Below are 25,583 nucleotides of genomic sequence, written 5' to 3' on the forward strand. Positions count from 1 at the left end.
GGTTGTGCGCACGGCTTTATAACACGAAAATACGGCAATTCGGACTAGCAAGATTCCCCGATCGTTCCGCAAATTGTCGGCTTCGGTGCTCAAAAGGCGCGGTAAGCTGATGATTCGCAAGCGTCTTTACGTAAATTTCCCATGCCGCGCCCGATCTCCGCCACCATCCATACCGCCGCTCTCGCGAACAATCTCTCCGTCGTCCGCCGCTTTGCCGGCCCGTCCAAGGTCTGGACGGTCGTCAAGGCCAACGCGTACGGCCACGGTCTCGCGCGCGTGTTTCCCGGCCTGCGCGGCACCGACGGCTTCGGCCTGCTCGACCTCGACGAGGCCGTGAAGTTGCGCGAGCTCGGGTGGGCCGGCCCAATCCTGCTGCTCGAGGGGTTCTTCCGCTCGACCGACATCGACGTGATCGACCGCTACAGCCTGACGACCACCGTCCACAACGACGAGCAGATGCGGATGCTGGAGACGGCGCGGCTGTCGAAGCCCGTCAACGTGCAGCTCAAGATGAACAGCGGCATGAACCGGCTCGGCTACGCGCCGGAGAAATACCGCGCCGCGTGGGAGCGCGCCCGTGCGTGCCCCGGGATCGGCCAGATCACGTTGATGACCCATTTTTCGGACGCCGACAACGAGCGCGGCGTCGCCGAGCAGCTCGCGACGTTCGAGCGCGGCGCGGAAAACATCGCCGGCGCGCGCAGCCTCGCGAATTCGGCGGCCGTGCTGTGGCATCCGGATACGCACTTCGACTGGGTGCGGCCGGGGATCATGCTGTACGGCGCGTCGCCGTCGGGACTGTCGGCCGACATCGCCGACACGGGGCTGAAGCCCGCGATGACGCTCGCGTCCGAACTGATCGCGGTGCAGACGATCGCGAAGGGGCAGGCGATCGGCTATGGCTCGACGTTCTCCGCGCCGGCCCAGATGCGCATCGGCGTCGTCGCGTGCGGCTACGCGGACGGCTATCCGCGCGTCGCGCCCGAAGGCACGCCGGTGATCGTCGACGGCATCCGCACGCGAATCGTCGGCCGCGTGTCGATGGACATGATCACCGTCGACCTCACGCCGTGCCCGCAGGCCGGAGTCGGCGCGCGTGTCGAGCTGTGGGGCAACACGCTGCCGATCGACGACGTCGCGCGCCATTGCGGGACCATCGGCTATGAACTGATGTGCGCGGTCGCCGGCCGCGTACCGGTGCGCGCGGAATAAGGGCGACACGCGTGGCGAAACAGAAAACCGTCTACGTCTGCAGCGAGTGCGGCGGACAAACCCCGAAGTGGCAAGGGCAATGCCCGTCGTGCCAGGCCTGGAACACCCTCGTCGAATCGGTCGCCGAGTCGCCGGCCGCCCATCGCTTCCAGTCGCTCGCGAAGCGGGCGCCGGTGCAGCGGCTCGTCGACATCGAGGCGGCCGACGTGCCGCGCTTCTCCACCGGCATCGGCGAATTCGATCGCGTGCTGGGCGGCGGGCTGGTGCCGGGAGGCGTCGTGCTGATCGGCGGCGATCCGGGCATCGGCAAGTCGACGCTGCTGCTGCAGTCGCTCGCGGACATCGCGAACGAGCGGCGCGCACTCTATATCAGCGGTGAGGAATCGGCCGCGCAGATCGCGTTGCGCGCGCAACGGCTCGCGCTGCTCGACGGCGGCGCGCCGGCGGCCGAGCTGAAGCTGCTCGCCGAGATCCAGCTCGAGAAGATCCAGGCCGCGATCGACGCGGAACGGCCGGACGTCGCCGTCATCGACTCGATCCAGACCGTCTATTCGGAAGCGCTGACGTCGGCGCCCGGCTCGGTCGCGCAGGTGCGCGAATGCGCGGCGCAGCTCACGCGCATCGCGAAGCAGTCGGGCACCGCGATCATCATGGTCGGGCACGTGACGAAGGAGGGCAACCTCGCCGGCCCGCGCGTGCTCGAGCACATCGTCGACACGGTGCTGTACTTCGAGGGCGACACCCATTCGTCGTTCCGGCTCGTGCGCGCGTTCAAGAACCGCTTCGGCGCGGTCAACGAGCTCGGCGTGTTCGCGATGACCGAGCGCGGGCTGCGCGGCGTCGCGAACCCGTCCGCGCTGTTCCTGTCGCAGCACGAGCAGGTCGTGCCGGGTTCATGCGTGCTCGTCACGCAGGAGGGCACGCGCCCGCTGCTCGTCGAAGTCCAGGCGCTCGTCGATACGGCGCACGTGCCGAACCCGCGCCGGCTCGCGGTCGGCCTCGAGCAGAACCGGCTCGCGATGCTGCTCGCGGTGCTGCACCGGCACGCGGGCATCGCGTGTTTCGACCAGGACGTGTTCCTGAACGCGGTGGGCGGCGTGAAGATCACCGAGCCGGCCGCTGACGTCGCCGTGCTGCTCGCGATCCATTCGTCGATGCGCAACAAGGCGCTGCCGAAGGGCCTGATCGTATTCGGCGAGGTGGGGCTGGCGGGCGAGATCCGGCCGTCCCCGCGTGGCCAGGAACGGCTGCGCGAAGCGGCGAAGCTCGGGTTCACGTCTGCGCTGATCCCGAAGGCGAATGCGCCGAAGCAGCCGATCGAAGGGCTGAACGTGATGGCCGTCGAGCGGATCGAGCAGGCGATCGACCGCGTGCGCGATCTCGAATGACCGCGCGTGGCCGGCACCCGCGCGGGGCGGCCGGCCACGATCTGTCGCGTAATTGGTTGTAAAGAATATGTAGGCTCCTGTAACCCGGCGGACATCGCTTTTCCCTATCCTTTGGCGGATTGTCGAACCGCAATGGAAGGGAACCTATGTTCAAACAGTATGGGGATGCGGCCAGCGGACGCCTTTACAACCTGCGCGGCTGCCGCGTATCGGAGCCCATCGTTCACCCGTGGGGCGGCGGATGCCGGATCGTCGAGTGGATCGACGAAGAAGGGCGCCTCGCACGCCGGGTCGTGTCCGAGGACGTGACGGAAGCGGAAGTCGCCGCGGCGATCCGCCAGCCGACCGAAGGGCGGCGTTACCTGATGGACGATGACGAGCAACCGCCGCGCGATACGTTGCCGCGGCGTTGAGCGGACAGCGTACGGCCGACCCGCCAACGACAGCCGTACCTGCAATGAAGAGGCCGGGCCAGCGCGCCCGGCCTTGTCGTTTTCGGGCCGGATGCAGCCGGCCCGGTTCGTCGGCTATTGACGCCGCGGTGGACGCCGCGCCACCGGTCAAGCGACCGCCGGACGACACCCGGGCCGCGTTCAGCCGATCTGCTCGAGCTCTTCGTGCACGGCGAGCCAGTCGGCCTCGACCGTCTCGAGCCGGCTATTGACCTCGCCGAGCTTGCGGATCGCCTCGGTCAACTCCGTCTTGCGCGCGGCCTCGTAGCTTGCCGGATCGGCGACGAACGCATCGAGGCGCGCCTTCTCCGCGTGCAGCGTTTCCATTTCCTTTTCGAGCTTCGTGATGCGGTTCTGCAGCGGCTTTTTCAGCTGCGACAGGCGCTGGCGCTCCTCGGCCGCCTGGCGCTTCTGATCCTTGCGGTTGACGCCCGGATCGGCGCCCGTCGCCGCCGCGCCGTCGGCCTTCGCGGCCGCCCGCTGCTCGGCCGCGTGCTGCAGCAGCCAGTCGCGGTAATCGTCGAGGTCGCCGTCGAATGGCTGCAGGCGGTGCTTCGCGACGAGCATGAACTGGTCGGTGGTCGCGCGCAGCAGGTGGCGGTCGTGCGAGACGAGGATCAGCGTGCCTTCGAACTGCGCGAGCGCCATCGTCAGCGCGTGACGCGTTTCGAGGTCGAGGTGGTTGGTCGGCTCGTCGAGCAGCAGCAGGTTCGGCTTCTGCCAGATGATCAGCGCCAGCGCGAGCCGCGCTTTCTCGCCGCCGGAGAACGGGCCGACCGGGCTCGTCGCCATCTCGCCGGAGAAATTGAAGCCGCCGAGAAAGTCGCGCAGTTCCTGCTCGCGCGTGTCGGGCGCGAGCCGCGCGAGATGCGCGAGCGGCGAATCGTCCTCGCGCAGCGTTTCGAGCTGGTGCTGCGCGAAATAGCCGATCGTCAGGCCCTTGCCGTCGCGCACGTGGCCCGACAGCGGCGCGAGCGTGCCGGCCAGCGTCTTGATCAGCGTCGATTTCCCCTGGCCGTTCGCGCCAAGCAGGCCGATGCGCTGGCCGTTCTGGATCGACAGCGCCACGCGTTCGACGATCGGGATGTCCGTGCCGTCGTCGGCATGGTAGCCGCAGCGGACGTCTTCCATCACCATCATCGGGTTCGGCGCGGCGTCGGGTGTGCGGAACTCGAACGTGAACGGCGACGCGATGTGCGCGGGCGCGATCAGCTCCATCTTCTCGAGCGCCTTCATCCGGCTCTGCGCCTGCTTGGCCTTGCTGGCCTTGGCCTTGAAGCGATCGACGAAGCTCTGCAGGTGCTCGATCGTCTTCTGCTGCTTTTCGTACGCGTTTTGCTGCAGCGCAAGCTGCTGCGCACGCAGCACTTCGAATTGCGAGTAGTTGCCGCCGTAGCGCTTCACCTGGCGATTTTCCAGATGCAGCGTGACGTTGCAGATCGAATCGAGGAATTCGCGATCGTGCGAGATCACGACGAGCGTGCCGGCGTAGCGGTGCAGCCAGTCTTCGAGCCAGACGATCGCGTCGAGGTCGAGGTGGTTGGTCGGTTCGTCGAGCAGCAGCAGGTCGGAGCGGCACATCAGCGCCTGCGCGAGGTTCAGGCGCATGCGCCAGCCGCCGGAGAAGCTGGCGACCGACTCGCGCGTCTGCGCGAGCGTGAAGCCGAGGCCGAGCAGCAGCGCTTCGGCGCGCGCCGGCGCGGTATAGCCGTCGGCGTCGGCGAACGCCGCGTGCGCGTCGGCTTCGGCCGCGCCGTCATGCGCGGCCGACGCGGCGGCGATGCGCGCCTCGATCTCGCGCAGCGCGGTGTCGCCGTCGAGCGTGTAGTCGAGCGCCGAGCGGTCGACCGCGGGCGTTTCCTGCGATACATGGGCGATCCGCCACGACGGCGGCATCGAGAAATCGCCGGCGTCGGAATGCAGCTCGCCGCGCAGGACCGAGAACAGCGTCGACTTGCCGGCGCCGTTCGCGCCGATCAGGCCGGCCTTTTCACCGGGATTGAGCACGAACGAGGCCGACTCGAACAGCGGTTTGGTGCCTCGAGCAAGGCTGAACTGATTGAAACGGATCACGGCGGGAATGACTGACGAAAACCGCTATTCTAGACTGCGCGCGCGTCGCTCCGGATATCGGCCGAACGGCAGATGCCGCAACGGCGCGATTTCGCCTAGACTCCACGTCGTTCCGGTCTCATCAAAGGAGTGCCCGATGTCCACCCTCTATTCGTTCAGCGCGGAGACGCTCGCCGGCGAGCCGGCGTCGCTCGACGCGTATCGCGGCAAGGTGCTGCTGATCGTCAATACCGCGAGCGAGTGCGGTTTCACGCCGCAGTATGCGGGCCTGCAGAAGCTGTATGAGCAGTACGCGGCGCGCGGCTTTTTCGTGCTCGGCTTTCCATGCAACCAGTTCGGCAAGCAGGAGCCGGGCGACGCCGCGCAGATCGGCGCGTTCTGCGAGCGCAACTACGGCGTCACGTTCCCGATGTTCGCGAAGGTCGACGTGAAGGGCGACCATGCGCATCCGCTGTATCGCTATCTGACCGACGAGGCGCCCGGTATTCTCGGCCTGAAGGCGATCAAGTGGAATTTCACGAAATTCCTGGTCGACCGCGACGGGCGGATCGTCAAGCGCTATGCGCCGTCGACGAAGCCCGAGGAAATCGCCGCGGATATCGACAAGCTGCTGTAACGCCGTGGAGCCGCGAGCGGGGCGTCTGGCCCGCGACCGCGGTGTCGGGCCGGATGGGGCGAAAGCGGGCGGCGCCATCCGGGCGACGGCGGCCCGGCGCTCGCGCGGGCGCCACGGACGCTACAGGATGGGTGCGAACAGGCGCGCGACATGCATGGCGATGCGCCGCCACGCGGGCGAGTGCCGATACTCGTTCGCATCGACCTCGTAGGACTGCGCGAAATCGGCGTCGAGCATGGCCCCGACTTCTTCGGCGAACGCGTGATCGACGGTCAGCACCATGATTTCGAAGTTCAGCCGGAACGAGCGGTTGTCGAGATTCGCGCTGCCGACCGCGGCCGCGATGCGGTCGATCAGCACGACTTTCTGGTGCAGGAAGCCCGGGCGGTAGCGGAACACCTTGACGCCCGCGTCGATGAGATCGCGTGCATAGAGCTTCGACGCCTCGAACACGACGTAGTGGTCGCGCCGGCACGGGATCAGGATACGCACGTCGACGCCGCGCATCACCGCGAGCTTCAGCGCGGCGATCACCGCTTCGTCGGGTATGAGATACGGCGTCGTGATCCACACCCGTTCGTGCGCGGCGTTGATCGCGCCGACGAAGAACAGCGAGCCGGTTTCCTGCTTGTCGGCCGGGCCCATCGGTACGGCGAGGCAATGCATCGCGTCGCCGGGCAGCGCCTCCGGCGGCGCGGCGAGCGGCGGAAGCGTCTGCGTGGCCCAGTGCCAGTCTTCGGCGAACACGTACTGAATGCTGGCGACCACCGGGCCGCGGATTTCGATATGGGTGTCGCGCCACGGCGACAGACGCCGGTTCGCGCCGAGATATTCGACGCCGACGTTGTGTCCGCCGACGAACGCGCGATTGCCGTCGACGACGACGATCTTGCGATGGTTGCGGAAGTTGAGCTGGAAGCGGTTGACGAACTTGCGGTGGGTCGCGAACGGGTGGACCTCGACGCCGCCGCGGCGCAGCGTGTCGACGTAGCTGTGCGGCAGGTCGAAGCAGCCGATGCTGTCGTACAGCAGGTAGCAGCGCACGCCGGCTGCCGCGCGTGCGAGCAGCGCGTCGCGCAGCATCAGGCCGAGCGCGTCGACGCGCACGATGAAGAACTGGACGAACACGTATTCGCGCGCCGAGTCGATCGCCGACAGGATCGCCTCGAAGGTCGCATCGCCGTTGACGAGCGTGCGCACCGAATTGCCGCCGACGAACGGCATCCCGCCGAGCCGCGTGAGCGCGAGCACCGCAGCGCGGCCGATCGCGTCGGCCGCCGGCCCGTTGGTTGCGTCCGCATCGAGCCACGGCACGCGCGGCGTATGCGTGCGCAACGCTTCCATTTCGTGGCGCCGTGCGTCGACGTAGCCGGAGAACTTGCTGCGACCGAGGAACAGGTAGGGGACAAGCGTCAGGTACGGCATCGCGGCGAGCGACACGGCCCACGCGATCGCGCCTTGCGACGTGCGCGTGTTCATGAGCGCGTGACACGCCGCGACGATCCCGAGCACGTGGACGGCCAGGATCAGGGTGCCGAGATGTAGCCAGTCGAGGGTCATGGGCGCGTGACGGACTCCTGAAGTCGTGCGGCGCGACGGCCGCTTACGCGCATCTTACCCAACCGTGCGGGACAGCGGTTTGCCGTGCCGCACGGTTGGGGCCGCGGCGTGCCGTCAGGCCTTGCGCGGCAGGTCCGACGCCTGGATCAGGAACACCGTGTCGTCGCCCGCGCTGGTGGGCAGCCACGTGAGTTCGAGGCCGCCGAACGCGGCTTCGACGTGCTCGCGCTCGTTGCCGATCTCGACGACGAGCACGCCGTCGTCGTGCAGCCACTTGTGCGCTTCCGAGATGATGCGCCGCACGATGTCCATGCCGTCCTCGCCGCCCGCGAGCGCCATCTCCGGCTCGTGCCGGTACTCGGGCGGCAGGGCGGCCATCGACGTCGCGTTCACGTACGGCGGGTTCGTCAGGATCACGTCGTAGCGCGCGTCGGGTTCCGCGCGGAACGCGGGCAGCGGCGCGTAGAGGTCGCCACGATGCAGCGTGATGCGATCGTCGAGGCCATAGTCGCTCACGTTGATCCGGGCGACTTCCAGTGCCTTGTCGGACAGGTCGACCGCGTCGATCTCGGCATTCGGGAACGCGCTGGCGGCGAGGATTGCGAGGCAGCCGGAGCCGGTGCACAGCTCGAGCACCGCGCCGACCTGCTCGGGGTCGGCGACATACGGCTGCAGCCCGTCGTCGAGCAGCTCGCCGATGAACGAGCGCGGCACGATCACGCGCTCGTCGACGTAGAAGCGGTGGCCGTGCATCCACGCTTCATGCGTGAGGTACGCGGCCGGCACGCGTTCGGTCGCGCGCCGTTCGATCACCGCGAGCACGGCCGCGATTTCATCGGGCAGCAGGCGCGCATCGAGGAACGGCTCGAGCGTGTCGAGCGGCAGGTCGAGCGTGTGCAGCACGAGGTACGCGGCTTCGTCGTACGCGTTGTCCGAGCCGTGGCCGAATGCGAGCTTGGCCTTCGAGAAGCGCGTGACCGCGTAGCGCAGCAGGTCGCGAATAGTTGCAAATGGTGTCGTCATGCGAGGCTCCGTCAGGCGATCAGTTGTTCGAGCACGCGTCGGTACACGTTCTTCAGTGGGTCGACGAAGCGCACGTCGATGTGCTCGTCGATCTTGTGGATGCTGCCGTTCGGCGGGCCGAACTCGATCACCTGCGGGCAGATGCGCGCGATGAAGCGTCCGTCGGACGTGCCGCCCGTCGTCGACAGCTCGGTCGTGAGGCCGGTCTCGGCGCGGATCGCGTTCTCCAGCGCGTTCGACAGGTCGCCGCGCGGCGTGAGGAACGGCAGGCCGCTCACCGACCACTTCAGCGTGTATTCGAGGCCGTGCTTGTCGAGGATCGCATGCACGCGTGCCTGCAGGCCCTCGACGGTGCTCGCCGTCGAAAAGCGGAAGTTGAACATCAGGTCCGCATGGCCGGGGATCACGTTGGTCGCGCCGGTGCCGGCATGCAGGTTCGACACCTGCCAGGTGGTCGGCGGGAAGTATTCGTTGCCTGCGTCCCACTGTTCGGCGGCGAGCTCGGCGAGCGCCGGCGCGAGCAGGTGGATCGGGTTTTTCGCGAGGTGCGGGTACGCGATGTGGCCCTGCACGCCCTTGACGACCAGCTCGCCCGACATCGAGCCGCGGCGGCCGTTCTTCACGACGTCGCCGAGCTCCGTGGTCGAGGTCGGCTCGCCGACGATGCAGTAGTCGACGCGTTCGCCGCGCGTTTCGAGCAGTTCGACGACCTTCACGGTGCCGTCGGTGGCCGGGCCTTCCTCGTCGCTCGTGATCAGGAACGCGATCGCGCCGCGGTGGCCGGGGTGGGCCGCGACGAATTCCTCGGACGCGACGACGAACGCCGCGAGCGACGTCTTCATGTCGGCCGCGCCGCGGCCGTACAGCTTGCCGTCGCGATGCGAGGGGATGAACGGCGGCGAGGTCCACTGCTCGAGCGGGCCGGTCGGCACGACGTCGGTGTGGCCCGCGAACGCGAGCAGCTTGCCGTCGCGGCCGTCGGCGCCGCGCTTGACGGCCCACAGGTTGGTCACGCCGTGCGACGCGATGGTCTCGCATTCGAAGCCGAGCGCGGCGAGGCGCTCGGTCATGAGCTGCTGGCAATGCTGGTCGTCGGGCGTGACGGACGCGCGGGCGATCAGCTGTTCGGTAAGGGCTAGGGTGGCGGACATGGTTCGGACCACTTTCGATAAAAAATGCCGGCGCGGTGGCCGGCAGTGACGAGACGTCGGGCTGCACCCGCGGGCGCAGCGCGGGCAGCCCTAGGCGGCAAACAGCGCCGCGTACTGATCGGCCACGAAGCCGAGCGATTTCACGCGGCCGTTGACGACGAGCACGGGACGTTTGATGACCGACGGCTTGTGGATCATCAGCGCGACCGCGCCGGAGCGCGTTTCCGCGGCCGCCTTCATCGCATCGTCCAGGCCGCGCCACGTCGTGCCGCGCTTGTTCACGAGCGCGTCGAGCGACACGTCCTTCAGCCAGTCCTCGACGAGCGGCGCGCTGACGCCGAGCTTCTTGAAGTCATGGAACTCGAACTCGACGCCGTGATCGTCGAGCCACACGCGGGCCTTCTTCACGGTGTCGCAGTTCGGAATGCCGTAGACGACCACGGTGTGCGGCTTGGCCATCAGTCGCCTCGCAGCAGCTCGTTCAGGCCGACCTTCGCGCGGGTCTTCGCGTCGACTTTCTTCACGATCACCGCGCAGTACAGGCTGTGCGAGCCGTCCTTCGACGGCAGGTTGCCGGCCACGACGACCGAGCCGGCCGGGATGCGGCCGTAGCTGACTTCGCCCGTTTCGCGATCGTAGATCTTGGTGCTCTGGCCGAGGTACACGCCCATCGAGATCACCGAGTTCTCCTCGACGATCACGCCTTCGACGACTTCCGAGCGCGCGCCGATGAAGCAGTTGTCCTCGATGATGACGGGGTTCGCCTGCAGCGGTTCGAGCACGCCGCCGATGCCGACGCCGCCCGACAGGTGCACGTTCTTGCCGATCTGTGCGCACGAACCGACCGTGGCCCACGTGTCGACCATCGTGCCTTCGTCGACGTACGCGCCGATGTTGGTGTACGACGGCATCAGCACGACGTTCTTCGCGATGAACGAGCCGCGGCGCGCGATGGCCGGCGGCACGACGCGGAAGCCGCCCGCGGCGAAGTCTTCAGCGGTGTAGTTCGCGAACTTCGACGGCACCTTGTCGTAGAACTGCGAGTAGCCGCCGGCCGGCATCGGCGCGTTGTCCTCCAGGCGGAACGACAGCAGCACGGCCTTCTTCAGCCACTGGTGCACGGTCCAGTTGCCGTCGATCTTCTCGGCGACGCGCAGTGCGCCTTTGTCGAGTTGCTCGAGCGCATGAGCGACGGCTTCGCGGACGTCGGCGGGCGCGGCCTTCGGCGACAGCTCGGCGCGGTTTTCCCAGGCGGTATCGATGATTTGCTGAAGTTGTTGCGACATGTTCGTTTTCGCAGGAGAGGAATGGAATTGATCGGGATGGACGTCTTACCGCGCGAGAGCTTGGCAGAAATCGACGATGCGTTGCGCGCCCTCGACGCATTCGGGGGTGCCCGCGACGAGCGCGATCCGGATGAAATCGCGGCCCGGATTCATGCCGTGCGCGTCGCGCGCCAGGTACGAGCCGGGCAGAACCGTCACATTATAGTCGGCGTACAGGCGGCGGGCGAACTCGGTGTCCGACAGCCCGGTGCGCGCGACGTTGGCCCACAGGTAGAACGCGGCGTCGGGCAGCTTCACGTCGATCACGTCGGCGAGCATCGGCGTGACCGTGTTGAACTTCTGCAGGTACAGCGCGCGGTTCTCGCGCACGTGCGCCTCATCGTTCCACGCGGCGATGCTCGCGTGCTGCCAAACCGGCGACAGCGCGGCGCCGTGGTACGTGCGGTACAGCAGGAATTTCTTGAGCAGCGCGGCGTCGCCGGCGACGAAACCCGAGCGCATGCCCGGCACGTTCGAGCGCTTGGACAGGCTCGACAGCATCACGAGGCGTTCGAAGCCGCGGCCGAGGCGGTGCGCGGCCTCGAGGCCGCCGAGCGGCGGCGCCGCTTCGTCGAAATAGATTTCCGAATAGCACTCGTCGGACGCGATCACGAAACCGTGGCGGTCGGACAGCGCGAACAGCTCGCGCCAGTCGTCGAGCGTCAGCACGGCGCCCGTCGGGTTGCCCGGCGAGCACACGTACAGCAGCTGGGTGCGCGCCCAGACCTCGTCGGGCACGGCCGCGTAGTCACACGCGAAGTTGCGCGCCGGGTCGCTGTTCGCGAAATAGGGTTCGGCACCGGCCAGGAGCGCCGCGCCTTCGTAAATTTGATAGAACGGATTCGGACAGAGTACGATCGCCTTCTCGCCGTCCACGCTCGCGCGCGAGTCGATCACCGTCTGCGCGAGCGAGAACAGCGCCTCGCGCGACCCCGACACCGGCAGCACTTGCGTGGCCGGATCGATCGCCGGCAGCGCGTAGCGGCGTTCGAGCCAGTGTGCGATCGACGTGCGCAGCGCGTCCGAGCCGGCCGTGGCCGGGTACGATGCGAGGCCGTCGAGCGCGGCCACCACCGCGTCGCGGATCAGCGCCGGCGTCGGATGCTTGGGCTCGCCGATGCCGAAGCTGATCGGTTTCAGGCTGGCAGCCAGGGTCACGTCCTTGAACAGGGCGCGCAGCTTTTCGAAGGGATAGGGCTGGAGCGAGTCGAGTCGAGGGTTCACGGGCGAAGCGGCCGTCGCGGCCGGTTGGAGCAAAAAAGGGGCGGCGCAGGTGCCGCACGGCTGCGAACGGGCGCCGACGGCGCGCGGCTCGCAGCGGACGATTATAGCGTGACGCAATGCGGTCACGGCCCGCCGGAGCGGCGGCCGGGCCGGTCGAATATAGGGTATCGAATCAAATGAATAACGCGGTACGCGGCAGCCTGCCGACGCTGGCCATCCTGATCGGCGCTTCGGTATGGGGCCTGATCTGGTATCCGCTGCGCATCCTTGCGTCGCTCGGCCTCACCGGCACGCTGGCAAGCGCGCTGACGAGCCTCGTCGCGTTCCTGTTCGTGATCGTCGTGCGCCACCGCACGATCGCGACGCTGCGCTGGCACTGGGTGCTGCCGGGCATCGCGATCACGGCCGGCGTGACCAACCTCGGCTTCGTGTGGGGCACGATCCACGGCGAAGTGCTGCGCGTGATGCTGCTGTTCTACCTGACGCCGGCGTGGACCGCGATCTACGCGCATTTCCTGCTGCGCGAGCGCCTGACCTGGGCCGGCGCGGGGCTCGCGGCGCTGTCGATCGGCGGCGCGATGCTGATGCTGTGGTCGCCGACGCTCGGCGCGCCGCTGCCGGCCAACCCGGCCGAATGGGCGGGGCTCGCGGCCGGCCTGAGTTTCGCGATGAGCAACGTGCTCGTGATCAAGGCGAGCCGCGAGCTGCCGGAGATGCGCGCCGAGATGCGCACCGCGACGCTGTTCGGCGGCGCGGCGGTGTTCGGCGCGATCGCGTCGCTGTTCGAGGGGCTGCCGGCCGCGCCGGCCGGCGGCGAGCTCGGCACCGCCGCGCTGATCATCGCCGCGATCGGCGTGACGGTCGCGGTGAACAACCTGCTCGTGCAGTACGGGCTTGCGCGCGTGCCGGCCAACCGCGCGTCGATCATCATGCTGTTCGAGATCGTGATCACCGCGCTGTCCGCATGGGTGTTCGCGAGCGAACTGCCGAGCGCGCGCGAGTGGGCGGGCGGCGCGTGCATCGTGCTGGCGACGCTGCTGTCGAGCCGGGTCCATCGTGCCGCGCCGGCACGGGGCAAACCCGGCGACGGGCGGGACGGCGCACGCGCGATGGTATGATGGAAGCCGTTTGCGGGGCCCAACGCTGGATGCGCGCGGCCCCGCTTTTGAATTCCGGGGCGCATCGCGCACACGGGCCGTCCGGCCCCGCGCGTCGCGGCCCGTTCCGTTTCACACCTTCTTCACATCCGATACCGCCGTGCGTCTGAGCTCGATCAAACTCGCTGGCTTCAAATCCTTTGTCGATCCCACGCATTTCCAGGTTCCGGGCCAGCTAGTCGGCGTGGTGGGCCCGAACGGGTGCGGCAAGTCCAACATCATCGATGCCGTGCGCTGGGTGCTCGGCGAGTCGCGCGCGTCCGAGCTGCGCGGCGAGTCGATGCAGGACGTGATCTTCAACGGCTCGACCGCCCGCAAGCCCGGCAGCCGGGCAAGCGTGGAGCTGATCTTCGACAACTCCGACGGCCGCGCGGCCGGGCAGTGGGGCCAGTACGGCGAGATCGCCGTGAAGCGCGTGCTGACGCGCGACGGCACGTCGAGCTACTACATCAACAACCTGCCGGCGCGCCGCCGTGACATCCAGGACATCTTCCTCGGCACGGGCCTCGGCCCGCGTGCGTACGCGATCATCGGCCAGGGCATGATCGCGCGGATCATCGAGGCGAAGCCGGAAGAGCTGCGCGTGTTCCTCGAGGAAGCCGCGGGCGTGTCGAAGTACAAGGAACGCCGCCGCGAGACCGAGAACCGCCTGCACGACACGCGCGAGAACCTGACGCGCGTCGAGGACATCGTCCGCGAGCTCGGCGCGAACCTCGAGAAGCTCGAGGCGCAGGCCGTCGTCGCCAACAAGTACAAGGAACTCGTCGCCGACGGCGAGGAGAAGCAGCGCCTGTTGTGGCTGCTGCGCAAGAACGAGGCCGCGGGCGAGCAGCAGAAGCAGCTGCGCGCGATCGAGCAGGCGCAGATCGACCTCGAGGCGCAGACGGCCCGGCTGCGCGAGGTCGAGTCGCAGCTCGAGACGCTGCGGGTCGCGCATTACTCGGCGAGCGACGCGATGCAGGGCGCGCAGGGCGCGCTCTACGAGGCGAACGCCGAAGTGAGCCGCCTCGAGGCCGAGATCAAGTTCATCGTCGAATCGCGCAACCGTGTGCAGGCGCAGATCGCCGCGTTGAACGCGCAGCGCGAGCAATGGCGCGCGCAGGCCGAGAAGGCGCAGGACGAGCTCGAGGAAGCCGAGGAAGCGCGCGCGATGGCCGACGAGAAGGCCGCGCTCGCCGAAGACAACGCGGCCGCGAAGCACGACGCGCTGCCGGCGCTCGAAGCGAAGTGGCGCGATGCGCAGGCGCAGCTCAACGACGAGCGCGCGCGCATTGCGCAGACTGAGCAGTCGCTGAAGCTCGAGGCCGCGCACCAGCGCAATGCCGACCAGCAGCTCCAGCAGCTTCAGCAGCGCCATGAGCGCCTGAAGTCCGAGGCGGGCGGGCTTGATGCGCCGGACGAAACGCAGCTCGAAGAGTTGCGCATGCAGCTCGCCGAGCAGGAAGAGATCCTCGCCGAGGCGCAGGCGCGTCTTGCCGATGCGCAGGAAGCGCTGCCGCGTCTCGACGGCGAACGCCGTGCCGCGCAGGAGCGCGTGCAGGCCGAAAGTACGCAGATCCACCAGCTCGAGGCGCGGCTCGCCGCACTCAAGCAGCTGCAGGAGAACGTGCAGACCGAAGGCAAGATCCAGCCGTGGCTCGACAAGCACGAACTCGGCGCGCTGCCGCGCCTGTGGAAGAAGCTGCACGTCGAAGCGGGCTGGGAAGCCGCGCTCGAGGCCGTGCTGCGCGAGCGTCTCGCCGCGCTCGAAGTGTCGAATCTCGACTGGGTGAAGGCATTTGCGACCGATGCGCCGCCCGCGAAGCTCGCGTTCTACGCGCCGCCGGCCGCCGGTGAACCGCCGGCCGCCGCGGCCGGGCTGCGCCCGGTGCTGTCGCTCGTGCGCATCGACGATGCGGGCATTCGTGCGGTGCTGAACGACTGGCTCGGCAACGTGTACGTCGCCGACGACATCACACAGGCGCTCGCGACGCGCACGCAGCTGCCGGCAGGCGGCGCGTTCGTCGTCAAGGCCGGCCACATTGTCACGCGCGTCGGCGTGCAGCTGTACGCGGCCGACTCGGAGCAGGCCGGGATGCTGGCCCGCCAGCAGGAAATCGAGAACCTGGGCCGCCAGGTGCGGGCACAGGCGCTGCTCGCCGACGAGGCCCGCACGGCCGCGGTGCGGGCGGAAGCCGCGCACACGCAGGCCGCGCAGGCGCTCGGCGACGTGCGCGCGCAGGCCGAACGCGCGACGCAGCGCGTGCACGCGCTGCAGATGGACGTGCTGAAGCTCGCGCAGGCGCATGAACGCTACACGCAGCGCAGCACGCAGATCCGCGAGGAACTCGAGGAAATCGGCGCGCAGATCGACGAGCAGCGCGCATTGCGTGCCGAATCGGAAGCGAACTTCGAGCGTTTCGACGGCGAACTCGCGGAGCTGCAGGCGCGCTTCGAGGACAACCAGCTCGCGTTCGAAGCGCTCGACGAATCGCTGACGCACGCGCGCCAGGAAGCGCGCGACCTCGAGCGCGGCGCGAACGACGCGCGCTTCGCCGCGCGCAACGCGGTCACGCGGATCGACGAGCTCAAGCGCAGCATCCAGGTCGCGCACGAGCAGAGCGAGCGCGTCGCCGCGTCGCTGGAAGACGCGCGCGCCGAACTCGAAACGATCAACGAGCAGACCGCGCACACGGGCCTGCAGGACGCGCTCGAAATTCGCGCGGTGAAGGAAGAAGCGCTGCAGGCCGCGCGGATCGAACTCGACGACCTGACCGCGAAGCTGCGCGCGTTGGACGAGCAGCGCCTCGTCGCCGAGCGTTCGCTGCAGCCGCTGCGCGACCGCATCACCGAGCTGCAGCTGAAGGAGCAGGCCGCGCGCCTGTCCGTCGAGCAGTTTGCCGAGCAGCTCACGACGGCCGAGGTCGACGAGGAAGCGCTGCGCGAGAAGCTGACGCCGGACCTGAAACCGTCGTACCTGCAGGGCGAGGTCACGCGCCTGAACAACGCGATCAACGCGCTCGGCCCGGTGAACATGGCCGCGCTCGACGAGCTGAAGGCCGCGAGCGAGCGCAAGGTGTTCCTCGATGCGCAGTCGGCCGACCTGACCGATGCGATCACGACGCTCGAGGACGCGATCCACAAGATCGACCAGGAAACCCGCACGCTGCTGCAGGGCACCTTCGACGAGGTCAACCGTCACTTCAGCGACCTGTTCCCGCGCCTGTTCGGCGGCGGCCAGGCGAAGCTGATCATGACGGGCGACGAAATCCTCGACGCGGGCGTGCAGGTGATGGCGCAGCCGCCGGGCAAGAAGAACGCGACCATCCACCTGCTGTCGGGCGGCGAGAAGGCGCTGACCGCCACCGCGCTGGTGTTCGCGATGTTCCAGCTGAACCCGGCGCCGTTCTGTCTGCTCGACGAGGTCGACGCGCCGCTCGACGACGCGAACACCGAGCGTTTCGCGAATCTCGTGCGCGCGATGTCGGACAAGACGCAGTTCCTCTTCATCTCGCACAACAAGATCGCGATGGAGATGGCGCAGCAACTGATCGGCGTGACGATGCAGGAGCAGGGCGTGTCGCGGATCGTCGCGGTGGACATGGAAACCGCCGCGGGTTTTGCCCAGAATTGACGTTTGATGAAACCGGACCGCGTTCGCGCGGCGCATGGGCGCCCGTTCGCGGGTCCGACGAAAAAGAATTGCTGATGGAGCGTGCATGGACGAGTTGACACTCGGTTTGATCGGCGCCGGCGCCGTCGTGGTGGGCGGCGTCGTGGTCTACAACGCGTGGCAGGGCGCGAAGGTGCGGCGCAGGATGCCGCGCCCGATGCCGGAAGAGGCGGCCGAGGCGATGAATCGCCCCGAGCGCGACGAGGAGCTGCCGTTCATCGAGCCGGTGCGCCAGCCCGCGCGCCGCGAACCCGCGGCACCGGCGCCGGGCGCCGCGAGCACGCCGGCTGAAGCAGCGCGCGTCGAGCCGACCTTCGGCGGCGCGGCGCCTGCCGACATGCCGGCCGATCTGCAGGCCGAGGCCACCGGCGGCGACACGCCGTCGGAATCGGCCGAGCCGGCGAGGCAACCCGCCGACGCAGGTTCGGTCGCCGCCGCAAGTGAAGCGCCGGCCGGCGACGCATCGAACGAGCCAGCCGAACCCGTGCTGCCGGCCGCGACGACGATCTCGTCGGCACCGCCCGCGATCGTCGACCGCCGGATCGACTGCATCGTGCCGATTCGCCTCGGCGGGCCGCTGCCGGGCGACAAGATCCTGCCGGCCGCGCAGCGGCTGCGCCGCGCGGGCAGCAAGCCCGTGCATATCGAGGGCAAGCCGGAAGGCGGCCAGTGGGAGCTGCTGCAGAACGGCGTGCGCTATGAAGAACTGCGCGCGGCCGCGCAGCTCGCGAACCGCAGCGGCGCGCTGAACGAGCTCGAATTCTCCGAGTTCGTGACGGGCGTCCAACAGTTCGCCGATGCGATCGACGGCGCACCGGAATTCCCGGACATGATGGAGACGGTCGCGATGGCGCGCGAGCTCGACGGCTTTGCCGCGCAGTGCGACGCGCAGCTGTCGATCAACGTGATGTCGGACGGCGCGCCGTGGTCGGCGAACTACGTGCAGGCCGTCGCATCGCAGGACGGGCTGCTGCTGTCGCGCGACGGCACGCGTTTCGTGAAGCTCGACGCGAAGCAGAACCCCGTGTTCATGCTGCAGTTCGGCGACACGAACTTCCTGCGCGACGACCTGACGTACAAGGGCGGCAACATGATCACGCTGGTGCTCGACGTGCCGGTCGCCGAAGAGGACATCCTGCCGTTCCGGCTGATGTGCGACTACGCGAAGTCGCTGTCCGAGCGGATCGGTGCGCGGGTCGTCGACGATTCGCGCCGGCCGCTGCCGGAATCGACGCTCGTCGCGATCGACCAGCAACTGATGAAGCTGTACGCGAAGCTCGAGGAAGCCGGCATCCCGGCCGGTTCGCCGGTCACGCGTCGCCTGTTCAGCCAGTAACGCGTCTCGCGGGCGGTGGCTATTCGTGCCGCCGTCCGTCGCTGCACTGCCGCACCCACGCGGCCTGTGTGCGCTGCGGCCGGCTCGCGCGGCACGCATCGCGTGCCCCCGTCGCGGCGTCAAACTGAGATAATCGAACATCCGATTTTTCAGAACGAAACTGCCGCCAGCATGGCCCGAACCCAAGCCGAACCGCCAGCCAGCCAGCTCGACGCGCGTGCCGCGTGGCTGCGCGACCAACTCGAGCGGGCGAATTATGCCTATTACGTGCTCGACCAGCCGGATCTGCCCGACGCCGAATACGATCGACTGTTCGGCGAGCTGCAGCAACTCGAAACCGATCATCCCGACCTCGTGACGCCCGATTCGCCGACGCAGCGCGTCGGCGGCGAAGTGGCGGGCGGTTTCACGCCGGTCGTCCATGATGCGCCGATGCTGTCGCTGAACAACGGCTTCGCCGACGAGGACATCGCCGCGTTCGACAAGCGCGTCGCCGATGCGCTCGGCAAGACGACCGATCTCGCCGGCTCGGTGACGGACCCGGTCGAATATGCGTGCGAGCTGAAGTTCGACGGGCTCGCGATCTCGCTGCGCTACGAGCACGGCGTGTTCGTGCAGGCGTCGACGCGCGGCGACGGCACGACCGGCGAGGACGTGACCGAGAACGTCCGCACGATCCGCTCGATCCCGCTGAAGCTGAAGGGCGCGCACGTGCCGGCCCTGCTCGACGTGCGCGGCGAGGTGCTGATGTTCAAGCGCGATTTCGCACGCCTGAACGAACGCCAGCGCGCGGCCGAGCAGCGTGAATTCGCGAACCCGCGCAACGCGGCGGCCGGCAGCCTGCGCCAGCTCGATCCGAAGATCACCGCGCAGCGTCCGCTGTCGTTCTTCGCATACGGGATCGGCGTGCTCGACGGGGTGCCGATGCCGGACACGCACAGCGCGCTGCTCGACTGGTACGAGTCGTTCGGCCTGCCGGTGAACCGCGAGCGCGCGGTCGTGTACGGCGCCGACGGCCTGCTCGGCTTCTTCCGCAAGGTCGGCGAGAAGCGCGAGTCGCTGCCGTACGACATCGACGGCGTCGTCTACAAGGTGAACCGGCGCGACGAACAGGATCGCCTCGGCTTCGTGTCGCGCGCACCGCGCTTCGCGCTCGCCCACAAGTTTCCCGCACAGGAAGCGCTGACCAAGCTCGTCGCGATCGACGTGCAGGTCGGCCGCACGGGTGCGATCACGCCGGTCGCGCGACTCGAACCCGTGTTCGTCGGCGGCGCGACGGTGACCAACGCGACGCTGCACAACGAGGACGAAGTGCGCCGCAAGGACATCCGGATCGGCGATACCGTGATCGTGCGGCGCGCGGGCGACGTGATCCCCGAAGTCGTCGGCGCGCTGCTCGATCGCCGGCCGGACGACGCGGCCGAATTCGTGATGCCGACCGAATGCCCGGTGTGCGGCTCGAAGATCGAGCGGCTGCCGGACGAGGCGATCGCGCGCTGCACGGGCGGCCTGTTCTGCCCGGCACAGCGCAAGCAGGCGCTGTGGCACTTCGCGCAGCGTCGCGCGCTCGACATCGACGGGCTCGGCGAGAAGATCATCGATCAGCTCGTCGAACTGAATCTCGTGCGCACGCCGGCCGACTTGTTCAATCTCGGTTTCGCGACGCTCGCGGAACTCGACCGGTTCGCCGAGAAGTCCGCGCAGAATTTGCTCGACTCGCTCGAGAAGGCGAAGCACACGACGCTCGCGCGCTTCATCTACGGGCTCGGGATCCGCCATGTCGGCGAATCGACCGCGAAGGATCTCGCGAAGCACTTCGGGTCGCTGACCCCGATCATGGACGCGTCGATCGACGAACTGCTCGAAGTCAACGACGTCGGGCCGATCGTCGCCGAGTCGATCCACCAGTTCTTCGCGGAAGAACACAACCGCACCGTGATCGAGCAGCTGCGCGCGCCCGGCAAGGTCACGTGGCCCGAAGGCCCGCCCGCGCCGAAGGCGCCACAGGGCGTGCTGGCCGGCAAGACGGTCGTGCTGACGGGCACGCTGCCGAATCTCACCCGCGACGCGGCGAAGGAGATGCTCGAAGCGGCGGGCGCGAAAGTCGCGGGCTCGGTATCGAAGAAGACGGATTACGTGGTCGCGGGCGCCGACGCCGGCAGCAAGCTCGCGAAGGCCGAGGAACTCGGCATCCCCGTACTGGACGAAGACGGACTGCACCAACTCCTGGAGGGCAACACCCCATGATTCGCGAGATCCTGAAGATGGGCGATCCGCGCCTGCTCGAAGTCGCCAAGCCGGTCGCGCAGTTCGACACACCGGAACTGCACGAGATCGTCGCGGACATGTTCGAGACGATGCATCACGCGAACGGCGCGGGCCTCGCCGCGCCGCAGATCGGCATCGGGCTGCAGCTCATCATCTTCGGCTTCGGCAGCAACAACCGCTACCCGGACGCGCCGCCCGTGCCCGAGACCGTGCTGATCAACCCGAAGCTCGAGTACATGCCGCCGGACATGGAAGAGGGATGGGAAGGCTGCCTGTCGGTGCCGGGCATGCGCGGCGTCGTCAGCCGCTATGCGAAGGTGCGCTACAGCGGCTACGACCAGTTCGGCGCGAAGATCGACCGCGTCGCGGAAGGCTTCCACGCGCGGGTCGTCCAGCACGAATACGACCACCTGATCGGCAAGCTGTATCCGATGCGGATCACCGACTTCACGCGCTTCGGCTTCACCGAGGTGCTGTTCCCGGGGCTCGATCCGACCGACGACGACTGATGCCGGCAAGCGGCGGTGCGCGATGTTGCGTGCCGTCGTCGTACCTGAAATGAAAAAGCCCGCATTGCGCGGGCTTTTTCATTGCGTGGCACGCGGTGCCTGCCTGCCGTCAGAACGACTCGTCGGGAGACAGGTAGCGCCATTGCCCTTGCGGCAGCGCGCCGAGCATCACGCGGCCCATCCGCACGCGCTTCAGGCCGATCACTTCGAGACCGACCAGTTCGCACATCCGGCGGATCTGGCGCTTCTTGCCTTCACGCAGCACGAAACGCAGCTGTTCGCCGTTCTGCCAGCTCACCATCGCGGGCTTCAGTGCGACACCGTCGAGTTCGAGGCCGTGGCGCAGCTTCGCGAGCGATTCGGCGGGGAAGTGCTGGTCGATGTCGAGCAGCCGTTCGCCGAAGCGCACGCGCACCAGGTACTCCTTGTCGATGTCCGACTGCTCGCCGATCAACTGCTTCGCGATCCGGCCGTTCTGCGTCAGCACGAGCATGCCGGTCGAATCGATGTCGAGCCGGCCCGCCGGTGCGAGCGCGTGCAGATGCTGCGGCGAGAAGCGCAGCGGCGAGCGGTCGCCGCTCCACTGGTTCGCGCGCGTGATCAGCACCGACGCGGGCTCGTAGCCGTCTTCCGCCTGGCCGGACACATAGCCGACCGGCTTGTGCAGCAGGATCGTCACCTGTGCGGCCTGCGCGGCGCTCGCGCGTTCGTCGATCTCGATCTTCTGGTCGGGACGGACCTTGGTGCCGAGCGTGTCGATGCGTTCGCCGTCGACGAGCACCCAGCCCTTTTCGATCCATTCGTCGGCTTCGCGGCGCGAGCACAGGCCGAGCTCGGACATGCGCTTCGACAGGCGCATCAGGCCGGTTTCGTCGCCGTGATCGATGTCGGGGGCGCGGCGCTTGACCGGTTGTGCGGCTTTCGGCGCGGCGGCCGTCGAGCGGCGCTCGGTGTTGCTGCGTTCGCCGAAGCTGCGCTTTTCGCCGTAGCCGGTTGCCTTGTCGCGATAGGGGGCGCGTGCGCCGCCTTCTGCGCCTGCGCGGCGCGGGCGTGCATCGTCGTCGCGGCGTGCCGGGCGGTCGGTCGATGCACTGCGTTCACCGAAGCTGCGCTTCGGTGCATCGCCGGTTGCCTTGTCGCGATACGGTGCGCGTGCGCCACCTTCGGCGCCTGCGCGGCGCGGCCGTGCATCGTCGTCGCTGCGGCGTGCCGGACGGTCGGACGATGTACTGCGCTCGCCGAAGCTGCGCTTTTCGCCGTAGCCGGTTGCCTTGTCGCGATAGGGTGCGCGTGCGCCGCCCTCGGCGCCTGCGCGGCGCGGCCGCGTATCGTCATCGCTGCGGCGAGCCGGGCGGTCGGTCGACGTACGGCGTTCGCCAAAGCTGCGCTTCGGTGCATCGCCGGTTGCCTTGTCACGATACGGCGCGCGTGCGCCGCCTTCTGCGCCTGCACGGCGCGGCCGTGCATCGTCGCTGCGTCGAGCCGGGCGGTCGGACGATGTACTGCGTTCGCCGAAGCTGCGCTTTTCGCCGTAGCCGCTTGCTTTGTCACGATACGGTGCGCGTGCGCCGCCTTCGGCACCTGCACGGCGCGGCCGTGCATCGTCGTCGCCGCGGCGAGCCGGCCGGTCGGACGACGTACGGCGTTCGCCGAAGCTGCGCTTCTCGCCGTAGCCCTCCGCCTTGTCGCGATACGGCGCGCGTGCACCGCCTTCGGTGCCCGCGCGGCGCGGCCGCGCATCGGACTGGCCTTCGGCGCTGCGATACGGACGCGCGGGACGCGCGTCGCCGCGCTCGGCACCGCCGTCACGCGGTGCGCGCTTCGCCGGCGCACGATCCGCACCCGGGCGTTCCGCGCCGCGCGGCTTGAACGCGCGTTCGCCGGCGGCTGCCGGCGCGGCGGCCTTCTTCTGGCGCGGCGGCTTGTCGGCCGCGGGCGGCCCGGCGGGGCGCACCGCCTTGCGAGCGACGAGGCTGCCGGAGCGGACGGGTGCGCGGGTCGGCGACGCCGGACGCGGATTCTTGACGGTTAATTTGGTGCGCATAAACGCTGGGATTCATTCAGACTGCGATCGCGCGCAGCAATTCGGTTTCGAGCTGGATCTGCAGGCGGTTGTCGGACAGGCCGGCACCATCGAGCAGGAAGATGTCCTCGACGCGTTCGCCGAGCGTATTGATCCGCGCCGCGTGGACGCCGACCTGATGCTCGGCCAGTACGCGCGCGATCGAATAGAGAAGGCCCGGCCGGTCGTTGGCGGACACGGACAGGATGTAGTACTGGCCGCGCTCGTCGGCCCGGAGGTCGACGCGCGGCGTGATCGGAAACGTCCGGGACAGCCGCGACAGGCGGCCCTTGGACGGCTCCGGCAGCGGCGCGGTCTCGGCAAGGCGCGTCGCGAGCTGCTGTTCGACGAGATTCGCGATGTCGCGATAGCGCACGTCGCGTTCGGTCTGCGTGACGATGAAATTGTCGAGCGCATAGCCATGCCGCGTGGTGCTCACGCGCGCATCGAGCACGGAGAGTCCGTTGCGGTCGAAGTACGCGCAGATGCCCGCGAACAGGTCGGGGCGGTCCTTCACGTACACGAGCACCTGCAGCGCGTCGCCGATCGGCGACGGCCGCGCGCGGACGATCGCCGTCTCGGCGTTCACGTGCCGGTACAGCACGCGCGTCTGCCATGCGATGTCGGCCGCGTCGTGACGCAGGAAGAAGCCGACGTCGAGCTGATCCCACAGCGCACGGTGCGCGTCGTCGGGCACGGTCTCGAGGCGCAGCAGCGCGAGCGCCTGCTCCTGGCGCGACTTCAGTTCCGAATGCGCGTCGGGGTTGGCGCCGCCGAGCACCGCGAGCGTGATGCGGTACAGGTCCTCGAGCAGCTTGCCCTTCCACGTGTTCCACACCTTCGGGCTCGTGCCGCGGATATCGGCGACGGTCAGCAGGTAGAGCGCGGTGAGGTAGCGTTCGTTGCCGACGACTTCCGCGAAGCGCTTGATGACCTCGGGGTCGCTCGTGTCCTGCTTCTGCGCGACCTGGCTCATCGTCAGGTGATGCTGGACGAGCCACACGATCAGCGCCGCGTCGTCGCCGGTGATCCCGTGCTCGCGGCAGAAGCGCCGCGCGTCGGCCATCCCGAGCGTCGAATGGTCGCCGCCGCGGCCTTTCGCGATGTCGTGGAACAGCGCGGCGACATACAGCACCCACGGGCGCTCGAAATTGCCGATCAGCTGGCTGCAGAACGGGTATTCGTGCGCATGCTCGGCCACCGCGAAGCGGCGGAGGTTGCGCAACACCATCAGGATATGCTGGTCGACCGTATACACGTGGTACAGGTCGTGCTGCATCTGGCCGACGATGCGGCGGAAATTCAGCAGGTAGCGGCCGAGCACGCTCGTCTGGTTCATCAGCCGGAATGCATGCGTGATGCCTTCGGGCTGCTGCAGGATCTGCATGAACGTGCGGCGGTTCTGCGGATCGCGCCGCCACGTGTTGTTCATGATTTCGCGCGAGTTGTACAGCGCGCGCAGCGTGCGGGCGGACAGGCCCTTCACGCCGCGGGTCACCTCGTACAGCAGGAAGGCTTCGAGGATCGCGTCGGGATGGCGTTCGAACACGCCGTCGTCGACGATCTCGAGCATGCCCTGCTTCTCGACGAAACGATCGGGCGACAGCACGCGCGTGATGCCGCTCGTCGCGGGGAACAGCTGCGCCTCGATGTTCTGGATCAGGATCGTCGCGAGCTGCGTGACCGCCTTCGCGGCCCAGTAGTAGCGACGCATCAGCTGCTCGCTCGCGCGCTTGGCCTGCGTCGGCCGGTAGCCGAAGCTCTCGGCGGCCTGCGTCTGCAGGTCGAACACGAGCATGTCCTGGCGGCGGCCGGCGATCACGTGCAGCCGCGCGCGCAGTGTCTTCAGGAATCCTTCGTTGCGGCGCAGCTCGCGCGCCTCGCGCTCGGTGATGAGCCCGCGCGTGTCGAGCTCGCGCCAGCTGCTGCCGAAGCCGGCCGCGCGCGCGATCCACAGGATCGTCTGCAGGTCGCGCAGCCCGCCGGGGCTTTCCTTCACGTTCGGCTCGAGGCTGTACGGCGTGTCCTGGAACTTCGCGTGGCGCTGGCGCATCTCGAGCACCTTCGCGGTGAAGAACGCGCGGGCGTCGAGCGCCTCGTGATACCGCACGGTGAAACGCTCGAACAGCGCGGTGCTGCCGACGATGCGGCGCGCCTCGAGCAGCGAGGTCTGCACGGTGACGTCCTGCGACGCTTCCTCGATGCATTGCGCGACCGTGCGCACGCTGCTGCCGATCTCGAGGCCGAGATCCCACGCCATCCCGATGAAGCGCTCGATGCGCGCGTCGAGCGCCGGGTCGTGCGCGTCGGGCAGCAGCACGAGGATGTCGACGTCGGAGTAGGGCGCGAGCTCGCCGCGTCCGTAGCCGCCCACGGCGATGAGCGCGAGCGTCGCAGGCAATCCGCAGTCGTCCCACACGCGCTTGAGCGCATCGTCGGTGAGTTTCGACAGCGCGTGCATCAGCGACGCGACGTTCGCCGCGCTGCGAAAGCGCTCGAGCATGTCGGTCTTGGCGGCCTTGAATTCGGCGCGCCGCGACAGCGCTTCGGACGAGGGGGCGGCGTGAGCGCTCAT

At 68.3% G+C, this 25,583-nt stretch carries 18 protein-coding genes; 9 read left to right on the forward strand and 9 right to left on the reverse strand.

Annotated elements, in window-relative coordinates; all coding sequences use genetic code 11:
* Nucleotides 1-141 precede the first annotated feature (141 nt).
* From alr to SB771_RS08625, 3 genes are all read left to right on the forward strand, one after another.
* Nucleotides 142-1,212 (forward strand): alanine racemase, encoded by a 1,071-nt coding sequence (gene alr / locus SB771_RS08615; protein WP_105832931.1) that lies wholly within the window; start codon nt 142-144, stop codon nt 1,210-1,212.
* An 11-nt stretch (nt 1,213-1,223) separates the two neighbouring features.
* The gene (gene radA / locus SB771_RS08620) at nt 1,224-2,600 is read left to right on the forward strand and encodes a DNA repair protein RadA (RefSeq protein WP_011657301.1); all 1,377 of its coding nucleotides are present in this window, start codon (nt 1,224-1,226) and stop codon (nt 2,598-2,600) included.
* 146 nt (nt 2,601-2,746) lie between these two features.
* Entirely contained in the window at nt 2,747-3,013 is a 267-nt protein-coding gene (locus SB771_RS08625; protein WP_175660515.1) for a DUF2866 domain-containing protein, read from the forward strand.
* Between the two features lie 180 nt (nt 3,014-3,193).
* On the opposite strand, the gene SB771_RS08630 is transcribed toward SB771_RS08625, so the two are convergent.
* Entirely contained in the window at nt 3,194-5,125 is a 1,932-nt protein-coding gene (locus SB771_RS08630) for an ATP-binding cassette domain-containing protein (RefSeq protein WP_175660516.1), read from the reverse strand.
* Between the two features lie 136 nt (nt 5,126-5,261).
* Here SB771_RS08630 and SB771_RS08635 point away from each other — a divergent pair, with 136 nt between their 5' ends.
* The gene (locus SB771_RS08635; protein WP_011657298.1) at nt 5,262-5,741 is read left to right on the forward strand and encodes a glutathione peroxidase; all 480 of its coding nucleotides are present in this window, start codon (nt 5,262-5,264) and stop codon (nt 5,739-5,741) included.
* A 120-nt stretch (nt 5,742-5,861) separates the two neighbouring features.
* Here the strand turns inward: SB771_RS08635 and cls are convergent, their stop codons facing one another.
* The 6 genes from cls to dapC all read right to left on the reverse strand — a co-directional run bounded on the left by cls (nt 5,862) and on the right by dapC (nt 12,024).
* A complete protein-coding gene (gene cls / locus SB771_RS08640) occupies nt 5,862-7,301 on the reverse strand; it encodes a cardiolipin synthase (protein ID WP_175655532.1) in 1,440 nt (479 codons plus the stop codon).
* A gap of 114 nt (nt 7,302-7,415) precedes the next feature.
* A complete protein-coding gene (gene prmB / locus SB771_RS08645; RefSeq protein ID WP_012364144.1) occupies nt 7,416-8,324 on the reverse strand; it encodes a 50S ribosomal protein L3 N(5)-glutamine methyltransferase in 909 nt (302 codons plus the stop codon).
* A gap of 11 nt (nt 8,325-8,335) precedes the next feature.
* Nucleotides 8,336-9,475: a succinyl-diaminopimelate desuccinylase gene (dapE, locus tag SB771_RS08650; protein ID WP_175660517.1), complete on the reverse strand. Its 1,140-nt coding sequence runs from the start codon at nt 9,473-9,475 to the stop codon at nt 8,336-8,338.
* A gap of 90 nt (nt 9,476-9,565) precedes the next feature.
* Nucleotides 9,566-9,934 (reverse strand): ArsC family reductase, encoded by a 369-nt coding sequence (locus tag SB771_RS08655; protein WP_006755454.1) that lies wholly within the window; start codon nt 9,932-9,934, stop codon nt 9,566-9,568.
* Complete coding sequence (dapD, locus tag SB771_RS08660) at nt 9,934-10,761, reverse strand: 2,3,4,5-tetrahydropyridine-2,6-dicarboxylate N-succinyltransferase (RefSeq protein WP_011657294.1); 828 nt, start codon at nt 10,759-10,761, stop codon at nt 9,934-9,936. The genes SB771_RS08655 and dapD overlap by 1 nt, the downstream gene beginning before the upstream one ends.
* A gap of 45 nt (nt 10,762-10,806) precedes the next feature.
* On the reverse strand, nt 10,807-12,024 hold the full coding sequence (dapC, locus tag SB771_RS08665) for a succinyldiaminopimelate transaminase (RefSeq protein WP_175660518.1): 1,218 nt from the start codon (nt 12,022-12,024) through the stop codon (nt 10,807-10,809).
* A gap of 176 nt (nt 12,025-12,200) precedes the next feature.
* Here dapC and SB771_RS08670 point away from each other — a divergent pair, with 176 nt between their 5' ends.
* The 5 genes from SB771_RS08670 (at nt 12,201) to def (ending at nt 20,946) form a co-directional block, all read left to right on the forward strand.
* On the forward strand, nt 12,201-13,142 hold the full coding sequence (locus SB771_RS08670) for a DMT family transporter (protein ID WP_175660519.1): 942 nt from the start codon (nt 12,201-12,203) through the stop codon (nt 13,140-13,142).
* Between the two features lie 139 nt (nt 13,143-13,281).
* Complete coding sequence (smc, locus tag SB771_RS08675) at nt 13,282-16,794, forward strand: chromosome segregation protein SMC (RefSeq protein ID WP_175660520.1); 3,513 nt, start codon at nt 13,282-13,284, stop codon at nt 16,792-16,794.
* An 85-nt stretch (nt 16,795-16,879) separates the two neighbouring features.
* Nucleotides 16,880-18,169: a cell division protein ZipA C-terminal FtsZ-binding domain-containing protein gene (locus SB771_RS08680; RefSeq protein WP_175660521.1), complete on the forward strand. Its 1,290-nt coding sequence runs from the start codon at nt 16,880-16,882 to the stop codon at nt 18,167-18,169.
* 171 nt (nt 18,170-18,340) lie between these two features.
* Nucleotides 18,341-20,416 carry an NAD-dependent DNA ligase LigA gene (ligA, locus tag SB771_RS08685; protein ID WP_175660522.1) on the forward strand — a complete coding sequence of 692 codons (2,076 nt, stop codon included), beginning with the start codon at nt 18,341-18,343 and terminating at the stop codon, nt 20,414-20,416.
* Nucleotides 20,413-20,946: a peptide deformylase gene (def, locus tag SB771_RS08690; RefSeq protein WP_011657288.1), complete on the forward strand. Its 534-nt coding sequence runs from the start codon at nt 20,413-20,415 to the stop codon at nt 20,944-20,946. Before ligA ends, def begins: the two co-directional genes overlap by 4 nt.
* Nucleotides 20,947-21,055: 109 nt before the next feature.
* On the opposite strand, the gene SB771_RS08695 is transcribed toward def, so the two are convergent.
* Together SB771_RS08695 and SB771_RS08700 are read right to left on the reverse strand one after the other, a co-directional pair.
* On the reverse strand, nt 21,056-22,990 hold the full coding sequence (locus tag SB771_RS08695; protein ID WP_175705420.1) for a pseudouridine synthase: 1,935 nt from the start codon (nt 22,988-22,990) through the stop codon (nt 21,056-21,058).
* A gap of 16 nt (nt 22,991-23,006) precedes the next feature.
* Entirely contained in the window at nt 23,007-25,583 is a 2,577-nt protein-coding gene (locus SB771_RS08700; RefSeq protein WP_175655538.1) for a [protein-PII] uridylyltransferase, read from the reverse strand.

Source organism: Burkholderia sp. SIMBA_051 (assembly GCF_046534915.1).
Taxonomy (GTDB): Bacteria; Pseudomonadota; Gammaproteobacteria; order Burkholderiales; family Burkholderiaceae; genus Burkholderia; species Burkholderia ambifaria.